Source organism: Terriglobia bacterium (assembly GCA_020072645.1).
Lineage (GTDB): Bacteria > Acidobacteriota > Terriglobia > Terriglobales > Acidobacteriaceae > Angelobacter.
On record JAIQGK010000012.1, the window covers coordinates 398,571 to 419,856 of the forward strand.

The window sequence follows — 21,286 nt, forward strand, 5'->3', positions numbered from 1 at the left end:
TGGCCACGCTCAAGCTGAGAGAGGAGCATGAAAGAGCCTTAGATGGGGTCCGAACCGATCTTCAAGTCTTGCAAAGCTTTTTGCGCTTCCCGCATGGCATTTTGGATTTCTGGTGACTCCAGCAAGCTTTTTCCCTGGCGCGTCAGATCCAGAAAAGCCATGTTGCGGTTGAGTGAAGCCATATTGTCATCGAGGAAGATGATATTTTCGGTATTCAAACCCTGCACCATATCTTCCACGTTAGCGAGAGAGGCTTGGAACTCGTCGGCGTCGAGGTTCAGGAAAGACGAGTCACGCGAGCCGCGGTCCGGCAGCGTTACGGTAAGCGTTTGCTCGTGCTTGTCTCTCATGACGACGAGAATCATCTTGCCGCCAGTACGATGGTTGCGGAGAATGTGGCTCAAGTCGCTGCGGTCAGTGAGCTTTTCATTGTCGGCTTTCACGATCACGTCACCGGCTTTGAGGCCTGCTTTTTCTGCAGCGCTGTTTTTTTCCACTGAGCGCACAAGAACGCCTTCGCCATCTCTCACGCCAAAATATTCACCCAGCTGGCGCGTCAGGCTTTCTGTCTGGACACCGAGCACGGAAGAGTACGTCTGAATCTGGAAGGGCAGGTCCATGCTGTTGCGGGGGAAGTCGCGCGCGCGCGGCGTGGGAACAACGATGTGCGGAAAAGCCTGCGCCACGACCGCGCCGTGGTCGGCCAGTTGGACGTTGATCTTCATGGGAACGCCGTCACGGCTGATGCCAAGCGTAACAGTGCGTCCGGGCGGCACTTCACGAATCAGGCGGCGAATCTGCTCTTCACTTTCAACCGCGGTACCATTGAAATCGAGAATTACATCGTGCTCGCGTAACCCTACTTTACCGGCGGGAGCATCAGCGTCCACCATTGTGATTTCCACTCCGCGTTCTTCTTTCAGCTTGAGCGCGGACATGCGGTCCGTGGTCACATCGCGAATATCCACCCCAAGGTACGACCGGCCTGCGGCAGAGAAGTAACCTTCAGCCGTGTGGGGAAGCGCGTCCGGTGTGGACGAAGGCTGGGCTGCAATCAACGGCAGCGCCAGCCCAACCAGCAACAGCGCAACTGTCTTTTTCTGAATCATAGGGGAACGCTCCAAAATTTTCTTTTACGGTCTTGCTTCTCTCCTGATCTCGATATTCCCAGCCGTGGTGTGGACGTGCAGCAGCGGGCCGCCGCCGTTCAGGCTGCCTTCAGCATAAAACTCGCGCGGCCCCATCGTGGCTGCAGGATGAGTAATCTTCAGCTCGCCAAACTCACTGCGGATGCCATAACTCCGCGCCGACTCCACCGCCGCGCGTACGTTCACGCCCAGGCCTTCCGGCACAAACACGATAATGTCACCCATCTGGGTTTCCAACTTTGAATCCGTAAATGGCGCGCCGCCCGACGCCAGCTTGGCCATGATGGCGCCTGCGCCCGTTTCCGCGCGCACTCCGCCTTTCACCGGCCCAATATGAATGCTTCCGCCCGCCGTCTCAATTTCCGCCGCGCCGGTGTCATTCAGCTCGATATTGCCGCCACCAGTTTCGGCCTTGATCTTGCCATCGCACTTCATTACCTGGATTGACCCGCCCGCAGTTTGCAGCGTCATCACCTTGGCCCATCCGATATTCAAATTCCCGCCGCCCGACCGCGCCGTAACGTGCCCCGCCGCAGACACCAGCCGGATACTTCCGCCACCGGTTGAAGCTTCAACATCATTCCCTACTTTGCCAATCTCGATATTCCCGCCACCACTGCTCACCGCGATCACGCCGGTGATGCTGTCCAGCTGAATTCCGCCACCACCCGTTTTCGCCTCGACGCGCCCGGACAAATTCTTTGCCGCCACCGCGCCGCCTTCAGTCTGCAACCGGACAAGCTGAGTCTGCGCCGGCACTTTAATATCAAAATCAATCGAACCCTGTTTTGATCCTTCGCAGTCCGCCTGCAATACGACTGCATCACCGGAGCTAAAGGTCGTAAACTTCATGTGGCTCAACTCGCGCCGCGCGCGATCTTCACGGGCGGCGTGCACATGCTCGCGAATCGTATACGTAACGTTATTCTGCTGCGCGCCTTCAATGTGAATCGAACCGCTGCTTGACTTCACTCGCACGATCTTCCCCGCGGAAAATGTCCCGGAGATTTCCTGTACCCACTCATTGCCTTGCGCGTGGTACAGGCGCGGGCCCTGCGCGACGGCAGCAGCCGTGGCCGCCAGAATCATCGTCGCGAGTTGTAGGCTCTTCTTCATCGCTGCTGGTTTCTTCTCTTTCGATCAGTTCATTGGTAAGGGCTGCAAACCGTTTCCCTTCCGGTTCCAAGCCGCTTTCATCTTCCAAACAAAGCTAATTGCCAACTGCTAATTGCTGCCTTAATCCAAATGCGGCATGCTTGCCAGATACCGCTTCGACTCCTCACGGATAAACTTGTTCGGGTCGCGATCAGCCAGCACCGTCAACGCGGAGCGCACGCTGGTATCGGCCTTTACCGCGTCCAGCAGGCTAATGGCTTCCTGTCGGACGCCCGCATTGTTGTCATGCAGCAACGCTTCTACCACCGCATCGCGCACATGAACGTCATTGCGGACGTAGCCTTTCAACGCATCCAGTGATTTCAGCCGCACGCCGGGATTTTTGTCATATCGCAAGGCTTCGATCAACACTTCGCGCACCGCGTCATCTTCTGAGCCGCGCGTCAGCACGTCAATGGAATCCAATGCTACGGCGGGGTTGCGCGTGTTACGCGCTGCCAGCACCAGCAATTGCCGTATGCGCGGATCATCGCTTGATCCGTTCAATATCTGCGGCTGCAATGTGTTGTATTTGATCTGGACTTGGTTGGAATTTGGTGCGGGAGCGATGGACTCAATGTTGGCGATGTTCGCTTCTGTGGCCGGGACATCAATCGTATTGCCGCTGCCATTCGCCGCAATCGGAGGTCTGCTCGCCTCCATCATTTTGTAGGTTGTGCCCACGCCACCCACAAAGCCAAGCATCAGCAGCGCGACTGTCAGTGCCGGGGCCAGCTTAATCTGGTGGAACCATCCTGTGGCATCAAAGATAAACGAGCTGAAAATATTGCGTGACTGCTCCGCGTGCTCCAGCGCTTCCTGCAACTGCATTCTGTTGGCCGCCAAAAAGCTGGGCGAAACATCTTTTACCGGCGCCGCGGCCATGGCGTCTTTATAGGCAAGCGCTGTTTCAAGTTCGCGCCTGCACCCGAGGCAATGGCGCACGTGCTGTTCAAACTCGAATTTGGCGTCGTCCGCCAGCTCGTCGTAGATGTATAAAACAACGTTTTCTTTGGTCCAATCGCAGGTCATAACTTTTGGTCCTATCGCAGTTCTTAACTCGTTCAAAATTTCTTGACTTCGGTTCGTACCGTCCTTGGCCAAATACCAAGTACTAATTACCAACTACCGCATTGGCCCCAACGCTCCTCTTAACTTCTGCGTCGCCCTGAACAATGTATTCTTGGCCGTCTCTTCCGTCGTATTCAGCATCTCGCCAATCGTCCGCAGCCGCAGGCCCTGATAATGTTTCAACTCAAACACCATGCGCTCGCGCGGAGTCAGCTTTGTAAGCGCCTGGTTGATCTTTGCTCCCAGCTCGCGCCGCATCAGGTCGCGTTCCGGGTTCGCGCCCGCTCGGTCATCGGACACGCGTTCCAGCACGTCCACCGGTTGTCCGCTTGAATCCATCACCATCTGCGGATCTTCTTTGCGCGTCTGCCGTTTCCTCAGATGGTCCAGGCAGAGATTAGTCACAATACGATAGATCCAGGTATAGAACGAGCATTCGAACCGAAAATTTCCAATATGCCGATAAGCCTTGAGAAAGGCTTCCTGATAGATGTCGTGCGCGTCCGCGTCCGATCCAGTCAGGTGCATGGCCAGGCGCAGCACGGCCTGGTCGTACTGGCGCACGAGTGTCTCGAAAGCTGCACGGTCTCCGCGCTGAGCGGCGCGTATCAGCTCACTGTCGTTGATTCGACTTAGGGCTTGACTCACCATCTCTCCGGAAGAATGGGAGCTTCTTGTATCACCGCTCGCGCCAACCGCCACCCCTATAAATGCTGAGTCGGCCGGCATCTATTCTGTCCTCTGTAATCCTCTCTCCTTGCAATTACTTGGACGGCCCGGGCATTGATACGTAAGCTGAGAGTATCCCATTTTCGGACACTTGGGAAATCCTGGGACGACCCGCAACCCCTGCGGGATCAGCTGCTTCCCGGCTCCGCAATCTGCCCACTCCAGGGTGCAGACCCTGTCCCGATCTGGAACGACCCCGCCCAAAACAAGTGGAGCAACAGCCGCTCTCGGCTGCGGAATTGGGGTACGTTGCCCGACCAGCATTGTGTGGCAACGATTGCGATCCCCCTCCCTAATCAAGGTTTATGCGCGTCTTGCGTCAAGCGTGGGGAACCAGCATCGGCCTTCCCGCGACCCGTTGGATGCTGGAATTAGGAGCGGTTTTACTGCGGACGGAAACCGAGTTGATTCTCAAAAGCCGTCGCGTTGTCCCACAGAGACTCCTCGAAGCTGGCTTCAAGTTCAACTTTGCAGATTGGCCAGATGCCGCCAGCGATTTAGTGAACCGCTGGCGTTCCAATCAGGCCCCGTGCATGAAGCAACCTATCTGGATGCGAGTGCCGCCTGCTGCGGGCGTTCCTTGTTTTTTCCGCTTGATGCTGCGTCAATAATCTGCCGCGCAATGCGCTCACGATGAAACGACGCGTCGCCCAGCATGGTTTCTGAAGCCTTGGCCCGCCGGTAATAAAGATGAATGTCATTTTCCCAGGTAAAGCCCATGCCGCCGTGGACCTGAATGCCGCGATTGCCCACGTTGCGCGCCGCGTCACTCGCATACATTTTGGCCACTGAAACGGACGTACCGGCGTCCGGCGTACTCTCTTCCAGCGCCCACGCCGCGTAGTAAGTCGCCGACCGTGAGCTTTCGGTTTCAAGATACATATCAGCGCAGAGGTGCTGCACGGCCTGGAAGATTCCAATCGGCTTGCCAAACTGCTTGCGTGTCTTCGCGTAAGCCACGGTCAACTCCAGCGCGCGCTGCATGCCGCCTGTCATCTCCGCGCACAGGGCAGCCGTAGCCACGTTCAGCGCGCCAGCCAGCCCCCGGGGATTACCCAGCGCTTCTGCCGGTGTGTCTTTGAATTCCACCGAGTAAATCTTTCTGGCCAGGTCCATGCCTTTCATCGGCTCCAGATGAAGGCCGGGAGCTTTGGCATCGACCACGAAAACACCGTCCCGAGAGACCACCACGATAAAGTCAGCAACGGCCACGTCAGTGACAAACAGTTTTGTTCCTGTAAGCTTATTGCCGGCAGAGCTGATCTTTAAGCCCTGTGTATCCCAACTGCCTGCGGCTTCCACCAACGCGACCGTTGCACGCGCCTGCCCCGACGCGATGCTTCCCAGGTACTTCTTCTTTTGTTCGGGCGACCCACAAGCATCAATCACCGTTCCCGCCAGCGCCACCGTTGAGAAAAACGGTCCCGGCAGCAGCGCATAGCCTGCTTCTTCCATCAGCAGGATCAACTCTACTTTCCCCAGACCCATGCCGCCAAATTCTTCCGGCGCAATGATTCCGGTAAATCCCTGCTCCGCGAGCTTGGTCCACAACGCGGCGTCATAGGCTGTTTCCGTCTCCATGGCCTTGCGCACCGCCGCGATGGGACTTTCACCGGCAAAAAACTTCCGCGCCGTGTCTTTCAGAATCTGCTGGCTTTCGCTTAGTCCAAATTGCATCTTCGTACTCCCTTTTGTATTCCTTTTGCGCCCTTCGTGTCCTTTGCGGTGAAAATGTTGGCTGATTGCTGAATGTTGATTGCTATGCGCTAGTAGCTTTTCGGCAAGCCCAGCACAAAGTGTCCAATAATATTGCGCTGGATCTCTGACGTGCCCGCTTCAATCGTGTTGCCGCGCGACCTCAAATAACCATAAGCCCACATGCCGTTATCGATGGCGTGTTCGTCGCCGGCCTCAAGTTGTCCGTATGGCCCCATCACTTCCTGCGCGACCTGCTGGAAGCGCTGGTTCAGCTCGCTCCAGAAAATCTTCTGGATCGACCCTTCAGGTCCGGGCACGCCGGTGGCATTGATGCGGCTGAAGGCGCGCATTTGGTTGCAGCGCATGATTTCAATTTCGGCATAGCATTGCGCCAGCTTCTGCCTGATGACCGGGTCTTCTGACGCCGGTCGGCCATTGCGTTCCGTAGTCTTTGCCAGGTCGATCAGCCGCTCCATATTCCGGCGATACGTAATTTGCAGACCTGCTCCAAACGTGCCGCGCTCGTGCATGAGCGTTCCCATGGCCACACCCCAGCCTTCATTCACCTTGCCAACCACATTCGTAACAGGGATGCGCACGTCATGGAAGAAAAGCTCGTTGAATTCCGTTTCGCCGGTCATCTGGCGCAGAGGACGCACTTCAACTCCCGGCGTCTTCATATCCACCAGCAAAACAGTCAGCCCCTTGTGCTTAGGGACATTTGGATCGGTGCGCACCACCAGCTCGCACCAGTGCGCGGCCCAGCCATAGCTGTTCCACACTTTCTGGCCGTTCACCACGTAATGGTCGCCATCGAGCTTTGCTTCACAGCGCACATTGGCCAGGTCAGAACCTGCGTCAGGCTCGGAGAATCCCTGGCACCAGATTTCTTCCGCGCTCAATATCTTGGCCAGGTGACGTTTCTTCTGCGCTTCAGTGCCAAACGCGATGATCGTCGGACCGATGATTCCCAACCCCAGAACATTTGCTAAAGGCGGCGCCTGGGCCATCGCCATCTCCTGCCAGAAGATCACCTGCTCCATCAGGCTGGCGCCGCGGCCGCCGTATTCTTTGGGCCATGAGATTCCCGCCCAGCCGCCCTCATAGAGTTTGCGCTGCCAGCGCTTTAGGTATTCAAAGCGCGACTCCATCGACTCTTCCCGGCGCTCGTCCCAATCCGTGGGTGCGTTGGCGGAAAGCCATGTGCGCAACTCATCGCGAAATTTGATTTCATCGGGGCTAAGATTCAGGTCCACAGGTCCTCCTACGTATTACTTGTAACGGCTCACGACACGATGCCGGCGAGGGCTCGCCAATGCTTATCCGCTTACTGAATGGCCATTCATTTTGGCAGACAAGTTTACATCGTTATTCCTGTCGCTGCGCTCCAACCGCCAAAGATTCTTCCCGAACGGCAAATCGCACCGCTCCTGATGCAACGGGCTCGCCCGCTAAACGGCAGTTTCCTTCACCATGTGAATTACCGGGAGCGTAATGTCGCCTTCCAGCGGAACCTGCAGACGCTCCATAGCGACATAGCCTCTTTGCTCAAAAAGTTTTGCTCCTGTCAGCGTGGCTCCCATTTCAAACCGCTTGAACCCCGCCGCACGGGCAGCCGATTCGCAGGCATCCAGCAGCAGAGTGCCAATGCCCTGACGCGCCCAGTTGGGATGAATAAAAAATGCGCGAATTTTCGCGGCATCGGTTTTCGGATTAAGCATGTCATCCTGGCGATCTCGCCAGCGGTCGCCCCCATAAAGCGTTTTGCGTTTGCTCCAGCCGCCGCAGGCGACGATGATGGGCTGCTGCTCCCTGTCAGATGCCACAGGGAAGGCTTCAACCACCAGATAAGTGCTGTCTCCAATAAGCTGGCTGTCAACGCCAAACACCGTTCTTAGCGCGCTGTCAATTTGCGCCAGCGAGTAATCCCCGGACTGCAAGCACCGCACTGAAGCGTCAATTAACTCGCGCAAGACCGGGATATCTGCAGAGATCGCAGGACGAATTGTGAAGGCCTGAGACATAGGAGCAAAAGTGAATTTTATCCAAAAACAAAACGGCCCGCGCGCGGGCCGTTTCGTCAATCATGTTATTCGTTGTATCTTATTTCGCCGGCATCTGTGCCAAGAAGGTTTTGACCTCGTCAGCATGAGGACCGATGGGTTCAAGTTGGAGATATTTGTTGCAGGCGGTTTTGGCGTCGGCAAACTTTTGCGCGTTGAACTCTACCCCGCAAAGGTTATAGCTGTACAGCGCGGAAGAGGGATCAATTTCTGTGGCTTTCTTCAAAGCCGCAATGGCTTCGTCCGGCTTCTGCAATTTCATGTAGTCATTGCCTTGCGCGGTCAACATGCGGCCCGCGCCTTGCCGGGCAGCGGTGGGATTCAAGCTCGGAACTTTTGGATCAGCCGGTGCCGAACCGGAGATCAGAGATTGCGCTACCTGCACGCCCTTATCATAGGTTTGAACCGCTTCAGCCGGTTTGTTTGATTTGCTCTGCGCATCTCCCAGGGCCATATAGAAGTCCCAGCGGCTGCTATCGGGCGCGGCGGCAACCAATTGCTTGAGCGCATTTTCCGCCTTGGGCCAATCCTGCGCCTGCAGCGCTTTTTGCGCGTCACTGATCAGAGAATTCAGGCCCGCGATCTTCTTGTTGTCCGCCTGGATTTTGGCGAGTTGCTCCTTGGTGAGCTTGGGGCCAGCGGGTTGAGCGAGGCCAAACTTATTGTCTGTTATAGGTTCCTTGCTGGCATTGATTTCAATGATATTGCGGCTGCTTGTGTTGCCCGTGCCCAGCGCGGTCCGGTCTGACGATAGTTTTTCCCCTTTCTCGTTCAGCACGTTCACTTCATAAGGTCCGTAGGGAACGCCCAGCATTTGGAATTCGCCGTTCTTGTTAGTCTTGGATTTGTAGGTCTTTCCCGTATCGGTGTTTGTGAATACCACAGGAGCATTGGCCAGGGGCTTCCCATCCTGGGTGACTTTGCCTTCTGCCTGTGCGCCAACCGTTTGCGAGCGTGCCGGCAAAAATCCCACAGCAAACAACAGAGCGCCCAGCGCAAGAACAATAGCATTCCGCTTCATCGTGGTTGTTTCCTCCAGAGTACTTCGTTTGAACCCCATTTGTATTTGGACGCAAAGCACGTCAACTTTTTTCGTCGCGATGGCCTGTGTTATTTCCTGCAATTCCAGTTTAGGGCTCTTACTCTTACTTTTTCTTTTTCTCGTGGTAACTCGTCTCTATCTTGGCGCCAATGGCCTGCAACATGGCTTTCACGTCATTTGCATGCGGACCGTCAGGAGCAAGCTCCAGATACTTATTCAAGGCCTCCGAGGTTCCCGGAGTAGCCTGGAGTTTGCCGTCCTTATCCAGCTTGCTCTCGCCCACCATAAGCGATCCCTTGATGAAATAGGCGTCTGCCCGGGTTGGATCGGCGGCGATTGCCTTGTCGCACGCGGCCAAAGCGCCTTGCGTATTGCCGGTGTTGTATTGCGTAGCACAGATATTAAAGTATGCGGTTGCGGGATTGGGATCCATGGCCGCAGCTTTGGTATAGGCATCAATCGCCTTGTCATTCTTTTTCAACTTCAAATAAGCGTTGCCTTCGCTGGTGAGCATTTGCGCCACGCCGGCTTTGGTTTTTGCCGGATCAGCTTTGGGATCAGTCTTGGTGGCATTTTCCGCAATCGGTATGGCTTTCTCGAACGTTGCCACAGCCTCGTCGAACTTGCCTTCACTGAATTGCGCATTGCCCAGTGCCTGCTGGTAGTCCCAGCGATTGGGATTCATTGCGATTAATTTGGTCAGGATTGGTTCAGCGGTCGCCCAGTCTTTGGCTTGCAAGGCGGGGTTCAACTGCGCAATCAGGGCATTTTCATTGATTGCCTTGTCCCGCTCGGTCTTCATCTTTTCCAGCTCTTCTTTGCTGGGCCCCGTACCCGGCTTGCCGGAAGTGAGTTCCACTGAGATGTTATCGATCGCGCCACCCTCGCCCTGAATCCGGACCTGTCCCTTGAAGCGCTTTTCGCCAGCAGTGACTTCCTCGTTGTAATCACCAAACGGAATTCCGACTCCCGAGATCTGTCCATTCTTGTCGCTCTTCATCTTGAAGGTTCGCCCGGTGGCAAGGTTGGTCAATACTACGTCCGCATTGGCTACCGGCTTGCCGCCATCGGTAATGGTTCCCTGGACTTTACCTGCAGTGGCCTGGGACCAGGCGGTTGCAGCGGCTGCCAGAAAAAGCAGGGTCGTCATTACTGCATACGTTAGCTTGGTTTTCATTTGTGTCGAGCCTCCGGCTTCAACTTGAATCTTAAATTTAACGGCCTGCCACTTTTTGCAAATGCTCCGGTGGCAAATAAGCAATCGGGTCGTGTGTTTCAGCTTCAGCAAAAGCGCGCCGCCGCAGCACGCAACTCTCACACACGCCGCAAGCTTTATCTTCGCGGCTATAACAGGACCAGGTCAAATCAAACGGAGCGCCCAGTTCCATCCCCAGCCGCACGATCTCAACCTTGCGCAGGGCGATCAGCGGAGTGACGACCTGGATCTTGCCTTCCGCGGTGCCGGCTTTTATCACTGCGTTGAATGCCCGATAATATTCAGGACGGCAATCAGGATATCCCGAACTATCCTGCTCCACCGCGCCAATATAAATCTTTTCCGCTCCCAGCACTTCCGCCCAGCTTACGGCAGCCGCAAGAAAATGGGCGTTGCGGAAAGGAACATAGGTCACGGGAATCTGGGCGCCAATTTCGTCGCCTGCTTCCGGCACTTCAATGTTCTCATCCGTAAGAGCCGATCCACCGATGATGCCCAGCGCCTCATTTCTAATTGCCAACCGGCGCTTGATGCCCAGATGATCGCAGATTCGCTCAAAGGCCCAACGCTCACGCTCCGCTGTGCGCTGCCCGTAATTCACATGCAGTGCGGCTGCCTCACTATCTCGTGCGGCAAGCGCGGCGCAGACACATGAGTCCATGCCTCCACTCAACAACACCACCGAGCGCGGTTTTTCGCCTGCCAAAATAAATCCCCTGATGTGCGGATGCCTACTTTTCAGATGACCCGGCAGCCAGAATAGCTGCCCCACTTTATTTCTTAATTATCGCAAAACTTCAGTGTTCATGCTGGGTTGCAGCCGTTCAGACGCCCTTGGTCGCGGGTTCCCAGATGAATTTGTGCATCTGCAGACCCAGGCGCACATTGAGTCCGTCTGCCAAAATCCACTCCGCCAAAACTCTGGGATCAAGCTGGCAATTGGACGTGTTACGCTCCGTGCTTGGGCTCTTAAGAAACACCGGCGAAAATAGGACCGTCCCTACTTTATGTTCTAACCCATGCTGGCGAATGAAGTCTCGCGCGAACTCATAGTCTGTATGATCGGCTAATACGAACTTGACTTCGTCTCCCGCGGTGAGGGAGGCCAGATTGCTCATGCGAAACGTTCCGCCTTCGCCTGATCCAGGACACTTCACGTCCACAATTTTGTGGACCGCGGGCGGCACACGCTCCAGCGGACGCTCGCCGCTGGTTTCCAACAAAACGGTGTATCCGTGAGCGAGCAGGCGCTCCATCAACGGGACAAGTTCGCGCTCCTGCAGCATGGGCTCGCCGCCGGTGAACTCAACCAAGCCTGCGGGCGAGAGCTTTAGAACTTCTTGTTCTATTTGCTCCGCAGACATCTTGCTGCCGCCGGTGAACGTATATTCGCTATCGCACCAGGAGCAGCGCAGGTTACACGCGGCCAGCCGGACAAAGATACACGGCACGCCCGCGAAAGACGATTCCCCCTGAATTGAACGATAGATTTCGATGATCTGCATGTGTTGGAAGAACACAGCCTAGGGCGGCTGTGTTCCAAAGTTCATTCCGAATAGCGCGCGGTCGTGGTATCAGTTTCCCAGATGGTGACGTCCTTCACCGCAACCCGGCCGCTGGTAAGCGATTTCAGCCGGCCATTTGTCTGATCGTAAAAATATTTTGCCAGGTTTTCCGCCGAAGGGTTGAGCGCAATGAATGGCTCGATCTCATTCAGCATCTGGTGGTCCAGCCGGTCGATCACATGCTTCATGACCTCTTTTAAGTCCTTAAAATCCAGCAGCAGGCCGGCTTTATCCAGAGTTGGCCCCGTCAGCGTGACGCGCACTTTGTAATTGTGCCCGTGCGGGTTCTCGCATTTCCCTTTGTAATCGCGCAGGTAATGTCCCGCGGCAAATGAATCTTCGACTGTAACCTCGTACATCCGCTCCCCTTAGGTGGGCTGCGTGCTCAGACCCACTCTCCATTGTAAATGCCAGGTTTGACCGCGAAAAGCTGCCTGCGTCAATTAGCACTATTCCGTGAAGCGACCAACCAGCCTAGGCACTTATGCCGGGGGGCGTACCGAAATTGCCACAGCACCAGGGTCTTTTTGAGACCGGAGCCGTCCGTCTATAAACCCTTACAGTCGAGCACGCGTGCGCTTCTGAAAACTCTGACTCGTAGTGGATGCTGCGCCAAGGTGTTGCAGAATATGGGCTTGATCTTGACTCAGTCGGATACGTTTTATTACCTGCCTGCAATCCCGTTCTTCAGCTATTTTGGCAACGGGGTATTGGCAAGGAACTTGCAGAAGCAGATTTACGTCAAATTCAAAGCAAAGGTCGTGGAACTCATCCGTTCCTAAGGTGGAAGGGACATTGACTCATGCCGATCCAAAGCAGGACAAATATCAGCGCAGCCGAGTGTGCCGACCGAGCGGGAAAGCATGCTTTTGGACTGAACGACAACAAAACCGTGATCGCATTACGAAAACTGGCGGACGATATTGAAGCCGGCAAGGTGGTACTAAACAGCATCACAATCTCTTCCCATGCTACGCATGAAGAGTTTGCAGTTCGTGAAATCGTGATCGAAGTATTGGAGGAATACCCGGAAGCGGGACCGCGCGTGGTGAAAGAATAAGTCTGCCAAACTTCGACGCTCAAGCTGCAACTCTCTGGATCGGTCAATTGCCGGTCCAATCTTGTTGCAATCGCTATTTCAGGTCGGAAGCATTTCTTTCGCTTGCGCCGGAGAAGAATTGGTCCACGTCCGCCAGGTCTTTCGTCTTCTTATAGGCGGGAAGGCTATCAATAAAAGTGCGGCCGTAGCGTTGCTTCAGCAAGCGGTTGTCCAATAGCGCAAGCACGCCTCGATCTTTTACCGAGCGGATCAGGCGGCCAAAGCCCTGCTTCAGCGAGATCACCGCCGCCGGGACCTGATATTCAAAAAATGCGTTGCCTCCAGCGCCGTTAATGGCGCTGATGCGTGCTGCGACAACAGGATCATTCGGCACCGCGAACGGCAGCCGGTCAATGATCACGCAGCTAAGCTGTTCACCTTGCACGTCAACCCCCTGCCAGAATGACGAGGTGGCAAACAACACCGCGTTCGGCGTGAGACGAAATTCTTCCAGTAGCGCGTTCTTGGGCGCTGAGCCTTGCAACAACATAGGGAATGGAAGCTCGCCGAGCAGACGGTCATGGATATCATTCATCTGCGCGTAGCTGGTGAAAAGACAGAAGGCGCGGCCCTGCGTGATATCGAGAAGACGGCGGATTTTCTCAGCGGCTGAACGCCCGAACTGGGGCGAACGTGGATCAGGCATGTCCGGAGGAACATAAAGAATCGCCTGCTTCGCATAGTCAAAGTGGGACGTTACCACCATTTCACGCGCATGCTCCAGCCCCACACGCTGCCGGACATAATCAAAGTTCCCGCGATCAGGATTGCCGGCAACGGCCAGTGTGGCGGAAGTCAGGACAGCGGTTTCCAGATTCTCAAAAAGCGTTTGCTTCAGGATCTGCGAAACGTCAATGGGCGTTGCCTGGAGCACAATGTGCGTCTGCCCGCCACGGGTGCGACGGCCCTCACCTCGGTACTCAATCCAAAAGACTGTGTTCTTGTCCGTTGACTCCAGAATGAACGCAAGCTGGGCCTGCAACTCCTGTGTACGGCGAGAAAAGCCAAAAACTTCTTCCGGCTTTTGCGGCAGCAACTCAAGCTCCGCCAGCACACGTCCCAAAGATTGCATTACCGCGTCATAGTCATCGCCATGCTTTTCCAGGAATTCATCACGGTTGGTGAAGGCTGATCGCCCTTCGCCGGCCGGCAGCAAGCCAAAGAAAAATCGTGACCGCTCACGCAACTTGGCGAGCGCAGTAATTACTCCCGGCGAAATGGCTTTCTTATGTTGCAGCGTGGCTTCAATATCGCGCGCCAGTTCCTCAAAACGCAGGTTGCTGACGCTCACGCCAAAGTAGCTTCCTGCAACGTCTTCCAGTTCGTGCGCTTCATCAAAGATCACGGCCGAGAAGTCCGGCAGAACTCCGGCATCCGGGCCACCCGACTGGCGCAGCGAGAGATCGGCAAAAAAGAGATGGTGGTTCACAATGATGATGTCACTCTCCGCGGCGCGGCGGTGCATCTCCGTGATAAAGCAGCGGTCCCACTGCTGGCATTTCTGCCCAGTGCAGCGCTCCGTGCGCGCGTCAAGTTTCTGCCACAACTGCGCGCTGTCCGGAATACTCTTCAGCTCGGCGCGATCCCCGCTCTCCGTCGTCTCTTCCCATTTGGCGATCTGCCGATACTGCTCAATCTCCTGCAGTCCATTCAAGACTGGCTGGTTGGTAAGATCGTAAAGTTTCTGGCGGCAAAGATAATTGTTGCGGCCTTTCATGTAGCAAACGCGCAGCTTCCCCAGATGTTGCTCCAGGAATGGGATATCCTTGAAGAAGAGCTGTTCCTGCAGGTTCTTGGTGCCGGTGGAAATAATCACGCGCTTGCCGCTGCGGATCACCGGCAAAAGGTAGGCCAGAGTCTTGCCTGTTCCCGTGCCGGCTTCCACGATAAGGTGACGATGCTCCACCAGGGCTTTTTCCACCGCTTCCGCCATCTGCAACTGGCCGCGACGGAATTCATAATTGGGGTGCGCCTTGCTGAGCAATCCTCCCGGGGCAAAGAACTCATGCAGCGTGGGCAGCCGTCGTGCGGGAATGGCGGCGGTTTCGGGCTGGTAGGAAGAGGCCATGGCGAGCGTGTTTTTATAATAGCCGGGAACAGCAATTATCGGTTAGCAATTGGCGCTCCGGAGCCACAAAATTAGATTCGGACGTGGAGCAGTATTGTCAGAGACTAAAAGCAAATTGAAACCACCGCTCGTAGCCATCGTTGGCCGGCCCAACGTGGGCAAGTCCACGCTTTTCAACCGGCTCACGGGATCACGCCGCGCCATTGTAGGCGACGAACCCGGCATCACGCGCGACCGCCTCTATAGTGAAGTCAACTGGGACGGCCGTCTGCTGCGCATGGTAGATACCGGCGGGATTGTTCCGGACGACAAAGCCTTGATTCCCGCGGAGATATTCCGCCAGGCCAGGGTGGCGCTGGAAGAATCCAATGCGGTTGTGATGGTGGTGGACGCGCGCACGGAGCTGGCGTCACCCGACATGGAGTTGGCCCGACTGCTGCAGCGCCTGGGCAAACCGCTTTTTCTGGCCGTGAACAAAGTTGACTCGCCGAAGCAGGAAGCTGCCGCGCAGAACTTCAGGACGCTGGGTATCCGTGAGGTCTTTCCCATTGCCGCCGAACATGGCCTGGGCACCATGGAATTAATGGACGCGATTATGGAGGTTGTGCCGGTCGTGATGGCGCCAAATGAGCCGGAACATGATCGCCATGGCGCAAAGAATGTGCCGGCCGAAGATGTCGAGGAAGGATCTGCGGCAGAAACTTCCGAGCGTGAGGCTTCCGAAGAAGAGAAAAAAGAGACAAAGGTAGCGATCATAGGCCATCCCAACGTGGGCAAATCCACGTTGCTCAACATACTCACTGGCAGTTCGCGCGCTATCGTTTCACCGATTGCGGGCACCACGCGTGATGCCATTGACGAGCTGATTGAAAAAGACGGCCACACCTACAGGTTTATTGACACCGCTGGAATCCGCCGCAAAGGCAAGACACACCTGATGGCGGAAAAACTTTCTGTGGTAATGGCCCGCAAACACCTTGAGGCCGCTGACGTCGCGCTGCTGGTGATTGACGCGGTGGAAGGTGTGACAGGCCTGGACGCTACTATCGGTGGATATGCGCATGAAAGCGGCAGGTCAGTGATTGTGATTGTGAACAAATGGGACCTGGTTGGACCTGGGCGTAAGGATGGTCGCCCCCCTGCAGATCGCGATCTTTATGAAAAGCAGGCACGTCGAGCCTTGAAGTTTCTGGACTATGCGCCTATGGTCTTTGTCTCTGCGGCGGCGGGCAAGAACATTGACAAGATTTTCCGCGCCCTTGAACTGGTGTCTAGAGAGAGACGCAAGCGCATCGGCACTTCCCAGATGAACAAATTCCTGGAGTCAGTGGACTTTACCCGCGCGTCCGTCCCGCACCGCCAGCAGGTAAAGATCTTTTACATGACGCAGGCTTACGCTTCCCCGCCTACGTTCATTCTTTTTACAGATAAAGACGTGAAACTGCACTTTTCCTACGAACGCTTTCTGCAGAACCAGATCCGCCAGAAGTTCGGCTTTGTAGGCACGCCCATATGGATCAAGAACCGCCCCAGGACGAAAGTTGAGCTGGGACCGAAGAAGAAATCAAAGCGCCGATAAAGCAAGCATCGTGATTTATGGCTCACTAGGAAGTCCCTGCGCACTGAATAACCGTTCGGTGATTATGGCCCTTGTGGTACCGGTTGCGTGCCAGCTATCGGGGAGATCGGCGCGGGCGGAATAGGCTGTGGCGATAGCAATGCTGCCAGTTTGGGATAACGTCCGCCAAAGAAGTAAAGCGCATACGATGTAAAGAAGACAGAGATTGGCGCGGTAAGAATCAGCAGCAGGCAAATAAACCCGGCAGCGGCCAGCAGGACGGCAACGCAAAAGATAATGATCCCAAACACCGCGCCGATGGCCTTGAAAGCCAATACTCCGAGCAATGCCAAAATACCAACTGGAATACCGATCAGGATAAACGCAGGGATCGCGGCAATGAAGAAAGCGATGGTAAGCGCGATGGAACTCCCAATCGCGCAAAGCAGTTTCATCCCCATGTAGCCGGCCCAAGCTCCCGGCTCAGAAGCTGCCACGCGCCACACCGCGGACCATGCGTCGCCAACAGAAAGATCATCGAGCGCCATCACCGGCATCACAAAATCCTTGGCCAGCGTGGAGATGATTGCGAAAGCGATGCCAACGATAAGCGCGCCCAGCGCCACGGAGGCAATCATCGCAAAGAAAATGGGCAGAGAGTTATCACCGCTGAAAATGCCGCTTTTGTAAGCCTTCCACAAGGGTACGCCCACAATCAGGAATAGCGCTCCCCACGTGACCAGCCGGAATGCCAGCCAGAATCCGAAATAACGATTGGCCTGAGACTCATATTTTAGCCATCCGCGCTCGATTTCTGGCTGCCCGGCAACCACCGAATCGAACAGAATGAAACGGAAGCGGCAGAACAGGTAAAGAAAAATCAACGCGAAGGCAACAATTACGCCGATTACGATGACAATAACATGGAAATAGTCAGCGAGATGGATAGAGCGGATGGCGCGCAGAATGTCTTCAGCATTGGGAGGAAGGTCACCATGCGGCAGATTGCGGGGCATGACCGGCGCGCGAAAATTGGAGCCACCGCTGGAAACAATTGCACCACCGCCCAGCAGGCCGATCAGACCCATCTTTAACCATGTACCGAGGCGGAAGGGATGGAAGAGCATGGCGCGCACGCGCGCAAAAGCCGGCGCAAACGCATCAATGGCGGATAGACGATTCATAAGCATTTACCGTAGAGTGCATTGTGATCTCTTGGAGCCATGACGCTAGACTCCCCAGCGCTTTTTCACAAACCATTTTGTGACGTTGTTTCTTGTCGCGCACACGGCGTCGCGTGGCTTCATCCAACTGCGGCAGCAGATCAAACGTGATGTTGGCCGGCTGAAAACTTTTGCTTTCCGCATGGCAGATGTAATGCACCAGCGAGCCCAGCGCTGTCTCGCGCGGTGGCGGAACCGCAGTGAGTCCCTGCGCGATGCGAGCTACGTTTATTCCCGTCAGCATGCCCATGGCAATCGACTCCGTGTAGCCTTCCACTCCGGAAATCTGCCCACTCAAGAATACGTTGGGATGCTGCTTCAGGTTCAATAATTCTGTAAGTAGCATGGGCGCGTTGATGTATGTGTTGCGATGGATCTGTCCATAGCGCAGGAACTTTGCATTCTCAAGGCCGGGGATCAGCCGCAAGACGCGCGCCTGATCGCCGAACTTCAGGTGGTTCTGGAAGCCGACCAGATTGTAAGAGTCGGCACGCAGGTTTTCCTGGCGCAGCTGCACTACGGCATACGGCCACTTGCCGGTCTTGGGATCGTCGAGCCCGACCGGCTTCATAGGACCAAAGCGCAGCGTATCGCGGCCGCGGCGGCCAATCTCTTCAATCGGTAAACAGCCCTCAAAATAATTCAGGTTCTCCCAGTCATGCCCTTCCACCATTTCAGCCGAGGTGAGCGCATCAATAAAACGGTTGTACTCGTCTTTTGTAAACGGACAGTTGATGTAGTCCGCAGTGCCTTTGCCATAGCGCGCCGCCATGTAAACCTTGCTCATGTCAATGGAGTCGGCTTCAACAATGGGACTGATGGAGTCGTAAAAGAAAAGATGATCGCTGCCGGAAAGGCGCGCAATCTCCAGCGAGAGCGCATCTGATGTGAGCGGCCCGGTGGCGACGATAGTGAGCCCGTCGGATTCATTGATCTGCGCAACTTCCTGGCGGATGATTTTGATATTAGGCTCGGAAGAGATTGCTTCTGTGACTTTGGCCGCAAATGTCTCTCGATCGACCGCAAGAGCGTGCCCGGCGGGAACGCTGGTTTCCTTCGCGATTCGCAACAGCAGAGAATCCATGCGCCGCATTTCTTCTTTCAGGAGCCAGGGCGCTGTATTCTCGCTTTCTGACTTGAGCGAGTTGGAACAGACGAGTTCGGCGAACTTATCTGTCTGGTGCGCGGGGGTGGATTTGACCGGACGCATCTCGTACAACTCGACTTCAAGGCCGCGCCGCGCGCATTGCCACGCGGCTTCACAGCCTGCCAGTCCCGCGCCAATGATTTTGATTTTGGTAGTCACTGATTGCGTGTCTCCGAAGGTTTCATCGCTATCGCGATGAACGTCTGCCTGAAGGCCCGCGATTCGCGAGCGAATCGCTAGACGCTGACACCGGCAAGCCGCTGCAGCGGCTTGCCGCGCAGCAGCATGGTCTCCCATTCACCTAATAGTTCTGCTCCCAGCGATTCATAAAACTTCAACGCGGGGTCGTTCCACTCCAATACCATCCAGCGTAAACCGTAGCAGCTTTCTTCCAGGGCGATCTGGGCCAGACGCTGGAGGAGGGCTTTGCCAATGCCTTTGCCGCGCATCTCCACCAGGACAAAAAGGTCTTCCAGGTAGAGTCCCGCGTGGCCGCGCCATGTGGAGTAGTTGTAATGAAAAAGCGCGAAGCCGGCCGGAGCGCCGTCCCATTCCGCAATCAGACAGCGGAACTTGGGTTCCGAGCCAAAACCGTCGCGGATTAAGTCTGCCTCTGTCGCGACAACCGCGTCCGGTTCGCGCTCATACTCCGCGAGCCGGCGGATAAAGTTGAGAATCAGAGGCGCGTCATGGGCCGTGGCTTTGCGGATGGAAAGCATTATTTAGAAGTTACCGCAAAGGACGCGAAGGGCGCAAAGGAACGGTACTTAGCATTTGGTACTTAGCCGCAAGTCTACGTCGGTGTTGTGATGGCCCGTCTTGATTCCCTGATTGCCGCCTTCTCTCACGCCGTGGCTTTGAACTGCGCCAGCGCCGCGTCCTCAGCGACATAATCGAATTGCGCGAGAGGTGCTGCCGACGGATTTGCCCGGTCCCATTCAATAGTACGGCGAATTGCTTCTTCGCGCGGGACGACTTCGCGGTAGCCCAGTTCTTTGCGGATTCGATCGGATGACACCACGATATGCTGCGAGGTGTTTCCGGGCCAGAGCAGATGTTTCGGTGTGCGGTCATGCGGCACGACGATGAACTCACCTTGCCATCCTGTTGCGGCCGCAATCTTTCGCGCCCAATCGAGCTCGCCGAAAGATTCTGTTTCGCAAACGTTGTAAACGCGACCAGCAGCCTGCGAAGATGTGGCTGCCAACGCGATAGAGGCGCCAACATCTTCAACATAGCCGCGAGGTGTGCGCAACGGCGCAACATCGTCGGCAAAGATGATTTGCTTTCGGCCATCGTCAATGCGCTTCAATATCGGATGGAAGCGCTGCACCGGATCGCCCGGGCCGTAGATCATCGGCAAACGCAGAATTGTGCCGGGCAGTTTCTCGTCGCTCACCACGGCCTGTTCAACGGGAATCTTGTCATACTCGGCATCCATCCAGCCGTAAATGGCTTGCGCCCTCTTGAGCGCATCAGGCGGATATTTGACGCGGCTTGTCCGGAGATCAGAGTCCTCGGTCAGCGGTAATTCCTGCAAGCCGCCGGCTTCCGAGCGATAAAAGATTCCCCAGGCGCGATATACGTCCATGCTGCTGAGCGCGACGACGCGGCTGGCAATGCCGCGGAAAGTGTCCATGAGTTGCTGAGCCTGGCGGCCGGAGCTGAGAACGAAATCGACGACAACATCAAACTTCTGTTGGCGGAACTCAGGCTGATGGTCCTGCAGAAACTGGCGATCGCCAAGAATTTCTTCTGTGCCTTGCGGAGCACTGGTCTTGCCGCGATGAAAAATAGTTAGGTTGTGTCCGCCGTTCTGCAGGGCTGTGACTGTTGATGGACCAATAAAACCGCTGCCGCCGATGAGAAGAATCTTCATGGTGCCGTTCCTTCCGAAGCCCTCGTACTTCTTTTACTATCCAGCCTCACGGCTTCGCGCCTTGGACCCTGGTTGAACTTTGATACGCACGAGTTCTTGTCCGCGAAGATCCAAGAAGTCCGCGGCAAAAATTTCAGAGGCATCGCACAAACTCATTCAAGTCGCTGCGTTTGATAAAAGCGATGCGACCGATTTTTACGGACTTCAGAGCTCCTGAACGAACGCTCTCTATCAGAAACTTGCGCGGCAAACCGGAGAGTTGCGCCGCTTCAGCGATCATCAACGTCAGGCGGTCGATAATCGGGACCGTCTTTGCCATGGTTCGCCGTGACAGTTCTGCGGGCGGTCGCGGCTGCATCTCGACCCTCGGGATCACAGTGCCAATGGTAGGGCCGCCACCGGAGCCGGTCATGAATCCCACTGGACCGCGCGCCTGCTGTTGCTGCCGATAGCGCTCCAGATCTCCGGGGGAAAACCAGGCTTTTTTGCCATGTTTGCTGTCGTGGTAGACCACGTTCAAGTGGCCGCGACGAACCGCCCGCTCAATTCCTCGGGTGGAAACACCCAGCAGCTCGGCCGCTTCACGCTTGGACATCAATTCCATGGACGAAGGATAGCATACGTG

Annotated in this window: 22 protein-coding genes; 4 read left to right on the forward strand and 18 right to left on the reverse strand. The window is 55.7% G+C overall.

Annotated elements, in window-relative coordinates; genetic code table 11:
• Positions 1-38: 38 nt before the first annotated feature.
• The 4 genes from LAO76_18270 to LAO76_18285 all read right to left on the reverse strand — a co-directional run bounded on the left by LAO76_18270 (position 39) and on the right by LAO76_18285 (position 4,103).
• Entirely contained in the window at positions 39-1,109 is a 1,071-nt protein-coding gene (locus tag LAO76_18270) for a PDZ domain-containing protein (GenBank protein ID MBZ5492868.1), read from the reverse strand.
• A gap of 24 nt (positions 1,110-1,133) precedes the next feature.
• Complete coding sequence (locus LAO76_18275) at positions 1,134-2,264, reverse strand: hypothetical protein (GenBank protein ID MBZ5492869.1); 1,131 nt, start codon at positions 2,262-2,264, stop codon at positions 1,134-1,136.
• 120 nt (positions 2,265-2,384) lie between these two features.
• A complete protein-coding gene (locus LAO76_18280; protein MBZ5492870.1) occupies positions 2,385-3,335 on the reverse strand; it encodes a HEAT repeat domain-containing protein in 951 nt (316 codons plus the stop codon).
• 93 nt (positions 3,336-3,428) lie between these two features.
• A complete protein-coding gene (locus LAO76_18285) occupies positions 3,429-4,103 on the reverse strand; it encodes a sigma-70 family RNA polymerase sigma factor (protein MBZ5492871.1) in 675 nt (224 codons plus the stop codon).
• A gap of 305 nt (positions 4,104-4,408) precedes the next feature.
• Here LAO76_18285 and LAO76_18290 point away from each other — a divergent pair, with 305 nt between their 5' ends.
• Positions 4,409-4,714 (forward strand): DUF1731 domain-containing protein, encoded by a 306-nt coding sequence (locus LAO76_18290; GenBank protein ID MBZ5492872.1) that lies wholly within the window; start codon positions 4,409-4,411, stop codon positions 4,712-4,714.
• Here LAO76_18290 and LAO76_18295 read toward each other — a convergent pair.
• The 8 genes from LAO76_18295 to queD form a co-directional block, all read right to left on the reverse strand.
• Positions 4,647-5,780, reverse strand: coding sequence for an acyl-CoA/acyl-ACP dehydrogenase (locus LAO76_18295; GenBank protein ID MBZ5492873.1), 1,134 nt, complete (start codon positions 5,778-5,780; stop codon positions 4,647-4,649). The genes LAO76_18290 and LAO76_18295 overlap by 68 nt on opposite strands.
• Positions 5,781-5,869: 89 nt before the next feature.
• Positions 5,870-7,057 carry an acyl-CoA dehydrogenase gene (locus LAO76_18300; protein MBZ5492874.1) on the reverse strand — a complete coding sequence of 396 codons (1,188 nt, stop codon included), beginning with the start codon at positions 7,055-7,057 and terminating at the stop codon, positions 5,870-5,872.
• A 195-nt stretch (positions 7,058-7,252) separates the two neighbouring features.
• On the reverse strand, positions 7,253-7,825 hold the full coding sequence (locus tag LAO76_18305) for a GNAT family N-acetyltransferase (protein ID MBZ5492875.1): 573 nt from the start codon (positions 7,823-7,825) through the stop codon (positions 7,253-7,255).
• A gap of 79 nt (positions 7,826-7,904) precedes the next feature.
• Complete coding sequence (locus LAO76_18310; protein MBZ5492876.1) at positions 7,905-8,885, reverse strand: tetratricopeptide repeat protein; 981 nt, start codon at positions 8,883-8,885, stop codon at positions 7,905-7,907.
• Positions 8,886-9,009: 124 nt separating this feature from the next.
• The gene (locus LAO76_18315; GenBank protein MBZ5492877.1) at positions 9,010-10,083 is read right to left on the reverse strand and encodes a tetratricopeptide repeat protein; all 1,074 of its coding nucleotides are present in this window, start codon (positions 10,081-10,083) and stop codon (positions 9,010-9,012) included.
• Between the two features lie 37 nt (positions 10,084-10,120).
• Positions 10,121-10,828, reverse strand: coding sequence for a 7-cyano-7-deazaguanine synthase QueC (queC, locus tag LAO76_18320; protein MBZ5492878.1), 708 nt, complete (start codon positions 10,826-10,828; stop codon positions 10,121-10,123).
• A gap of 118 nt (positions 10,829-10,946) precedes the next feature.
• Positions 10,947-11,627: a radical SAM protein gene (locus tag LAO76_18325; GenBank protein MBZ5492879.1), complete on the reverse strand. Its 681-nt coding sequence runs from the start codon at positions 11,625-11,627 to the stop codon at positions 10,947-10,949.
• Positions 11,628-11,668: 41 nt separating this feature from the next.
• A complete protein-coding gene (gene queD / locus LAO76_18330; protein MBZ5492880.1) occupies positions 11,669-12,046 on the reverse strand; it encodes a 6-carboxytetrahydropterin synthase QueD in 378 nt (125 codons plus the stop codon).
• A gap of 270 nt (positions 12,047-12,316) precedes the next feature.
• Between queD and LAO76_18335 the strand changes: the two genes are divergently transcribed.
• Positions 12,317-12,469, forward strand: a complete 153-nt coding sequence (locus LAO76_18335) for a hypothetical protein (protein ID MBZ5492881.1) — start codon at positions 12,317-12,319, stop codon at positions 12,467-12,469.
• A gap of 20 nt (positions 12,470-12,489) precedes the next feature.
• A complete protein-coding gene (locus tag LAO76_18340; protein MBZ5492882.1) occupies positions 12,490-12,747 on the forward strand; it encodes a hypothetical protein in 258 nt (85 codons plus the stop codon).
• A 73-nt stretch (positions 12,748-12,820) separates the two neighbouring features.
• Here LAO76_18340 and LAO76_18345 read toward each other — a convergent pair whose 3' ends face one another.
• A complete protein-coding gene (locus LAO76_18345; GenBank protein ID MBZ5492883.1) occupies positions 12,821-14,854 on the reverse strand; it encodes an ATP-dependent DNA helicase in 2,034 nt (677 codons plus the stop codon).
• Between the two features lie 49 nt (positions 14,855-14,903).
• Between LAO76_18345 and der the strand changes: the two genes are divergently transcribed.
• Positions 14,904-16,433, forward strand: a complete 1,530-nt coding sequence (gene der, locus LAO76_18350) for a ribosome biogenesis GTPase Der (GenBank protein ID MBZ5492884.1) — start codon at positions 14,904-14,906, stop codon at positions 16,431-16,433.
• Positions 16,434-16,495: 62 nt separating this feature from the next.
• On the opposite strand, the gene LAO76_18355 is transcribed toward der, so the two are convergent.
• The 5 genes from LAO76_18355 to LAO76_18375 form a co-directional block, all read right to left on the reverse strand.
• Positions 16,496-17,596 (reverse strand): hypothetical protein, encoded by a 1,101-nt coding sequence (locus tag LAO76_18355; GenBank protein ID MBZ5492885.1) that lies wholly within the window; start codon positions 17,594-17,596, stop codon positions 16,496-16,498.
• The gene (gene trmFO / locus LAO76_18360) at positions 17,574-18,941 is read right to left on the reverse strand and encodes a methylenetetrahydrofolate--tRNA-(uracil(54)-C(5))-methyltransferase (FADH(2)-oxidizing) TrmFO (GenBank protein MBZ5492886.1); all 1,368 of its coding nucleotides are present in this window, start codon (positions 18,939-18,941) and stop codon (positions 17,574-17,576) included. The genes LAO76_18355 and trmFO overlap by 23 nt, the downstream gene beginning before the upstream one ends.
• 77 nt (positions 18,942-19,018) lie before the next feature.
• Positions 19,019-19,501, reverse strand: a complete 483-nt coding sequence (locus tag LAO76_18365; GenBank protein ID MBZ5492887.1) for a GNAT family N-acetyltransferase — start codon at positions 19,499-19,501, stop codon at positions 19,019-19,021.
• Between the two features lie 125 nt (positions 19,502-19,626).
• Positions 19,627-20,661, reverse strand: a complete 1,035-nt coding sequence (locus tag LAO76_18370) for an NAD-dependent epimerase/dehydratase family protein (protein MBZ5492888.1) — start codon at positions 20,659-20,661, stop codon at positions 19,627-19,629.
• 133 nt (positions 20,662-20,794) lie between these two features.
• The gene (locus LAO76_18375; GenBank protein ID MBZ5492889.1) at positions 20,795-21,256 is read right to left on the reverse strand and encodes a helix-turn-helix domain-containing protein; all 462 of its coding nucleotides are present in this window, start codon (positions 21,254-21,256) and stop codon (positions 20,795-20,797) included.
• Positions 21,257-21,286: the final 30 nt, after the last annotated feature.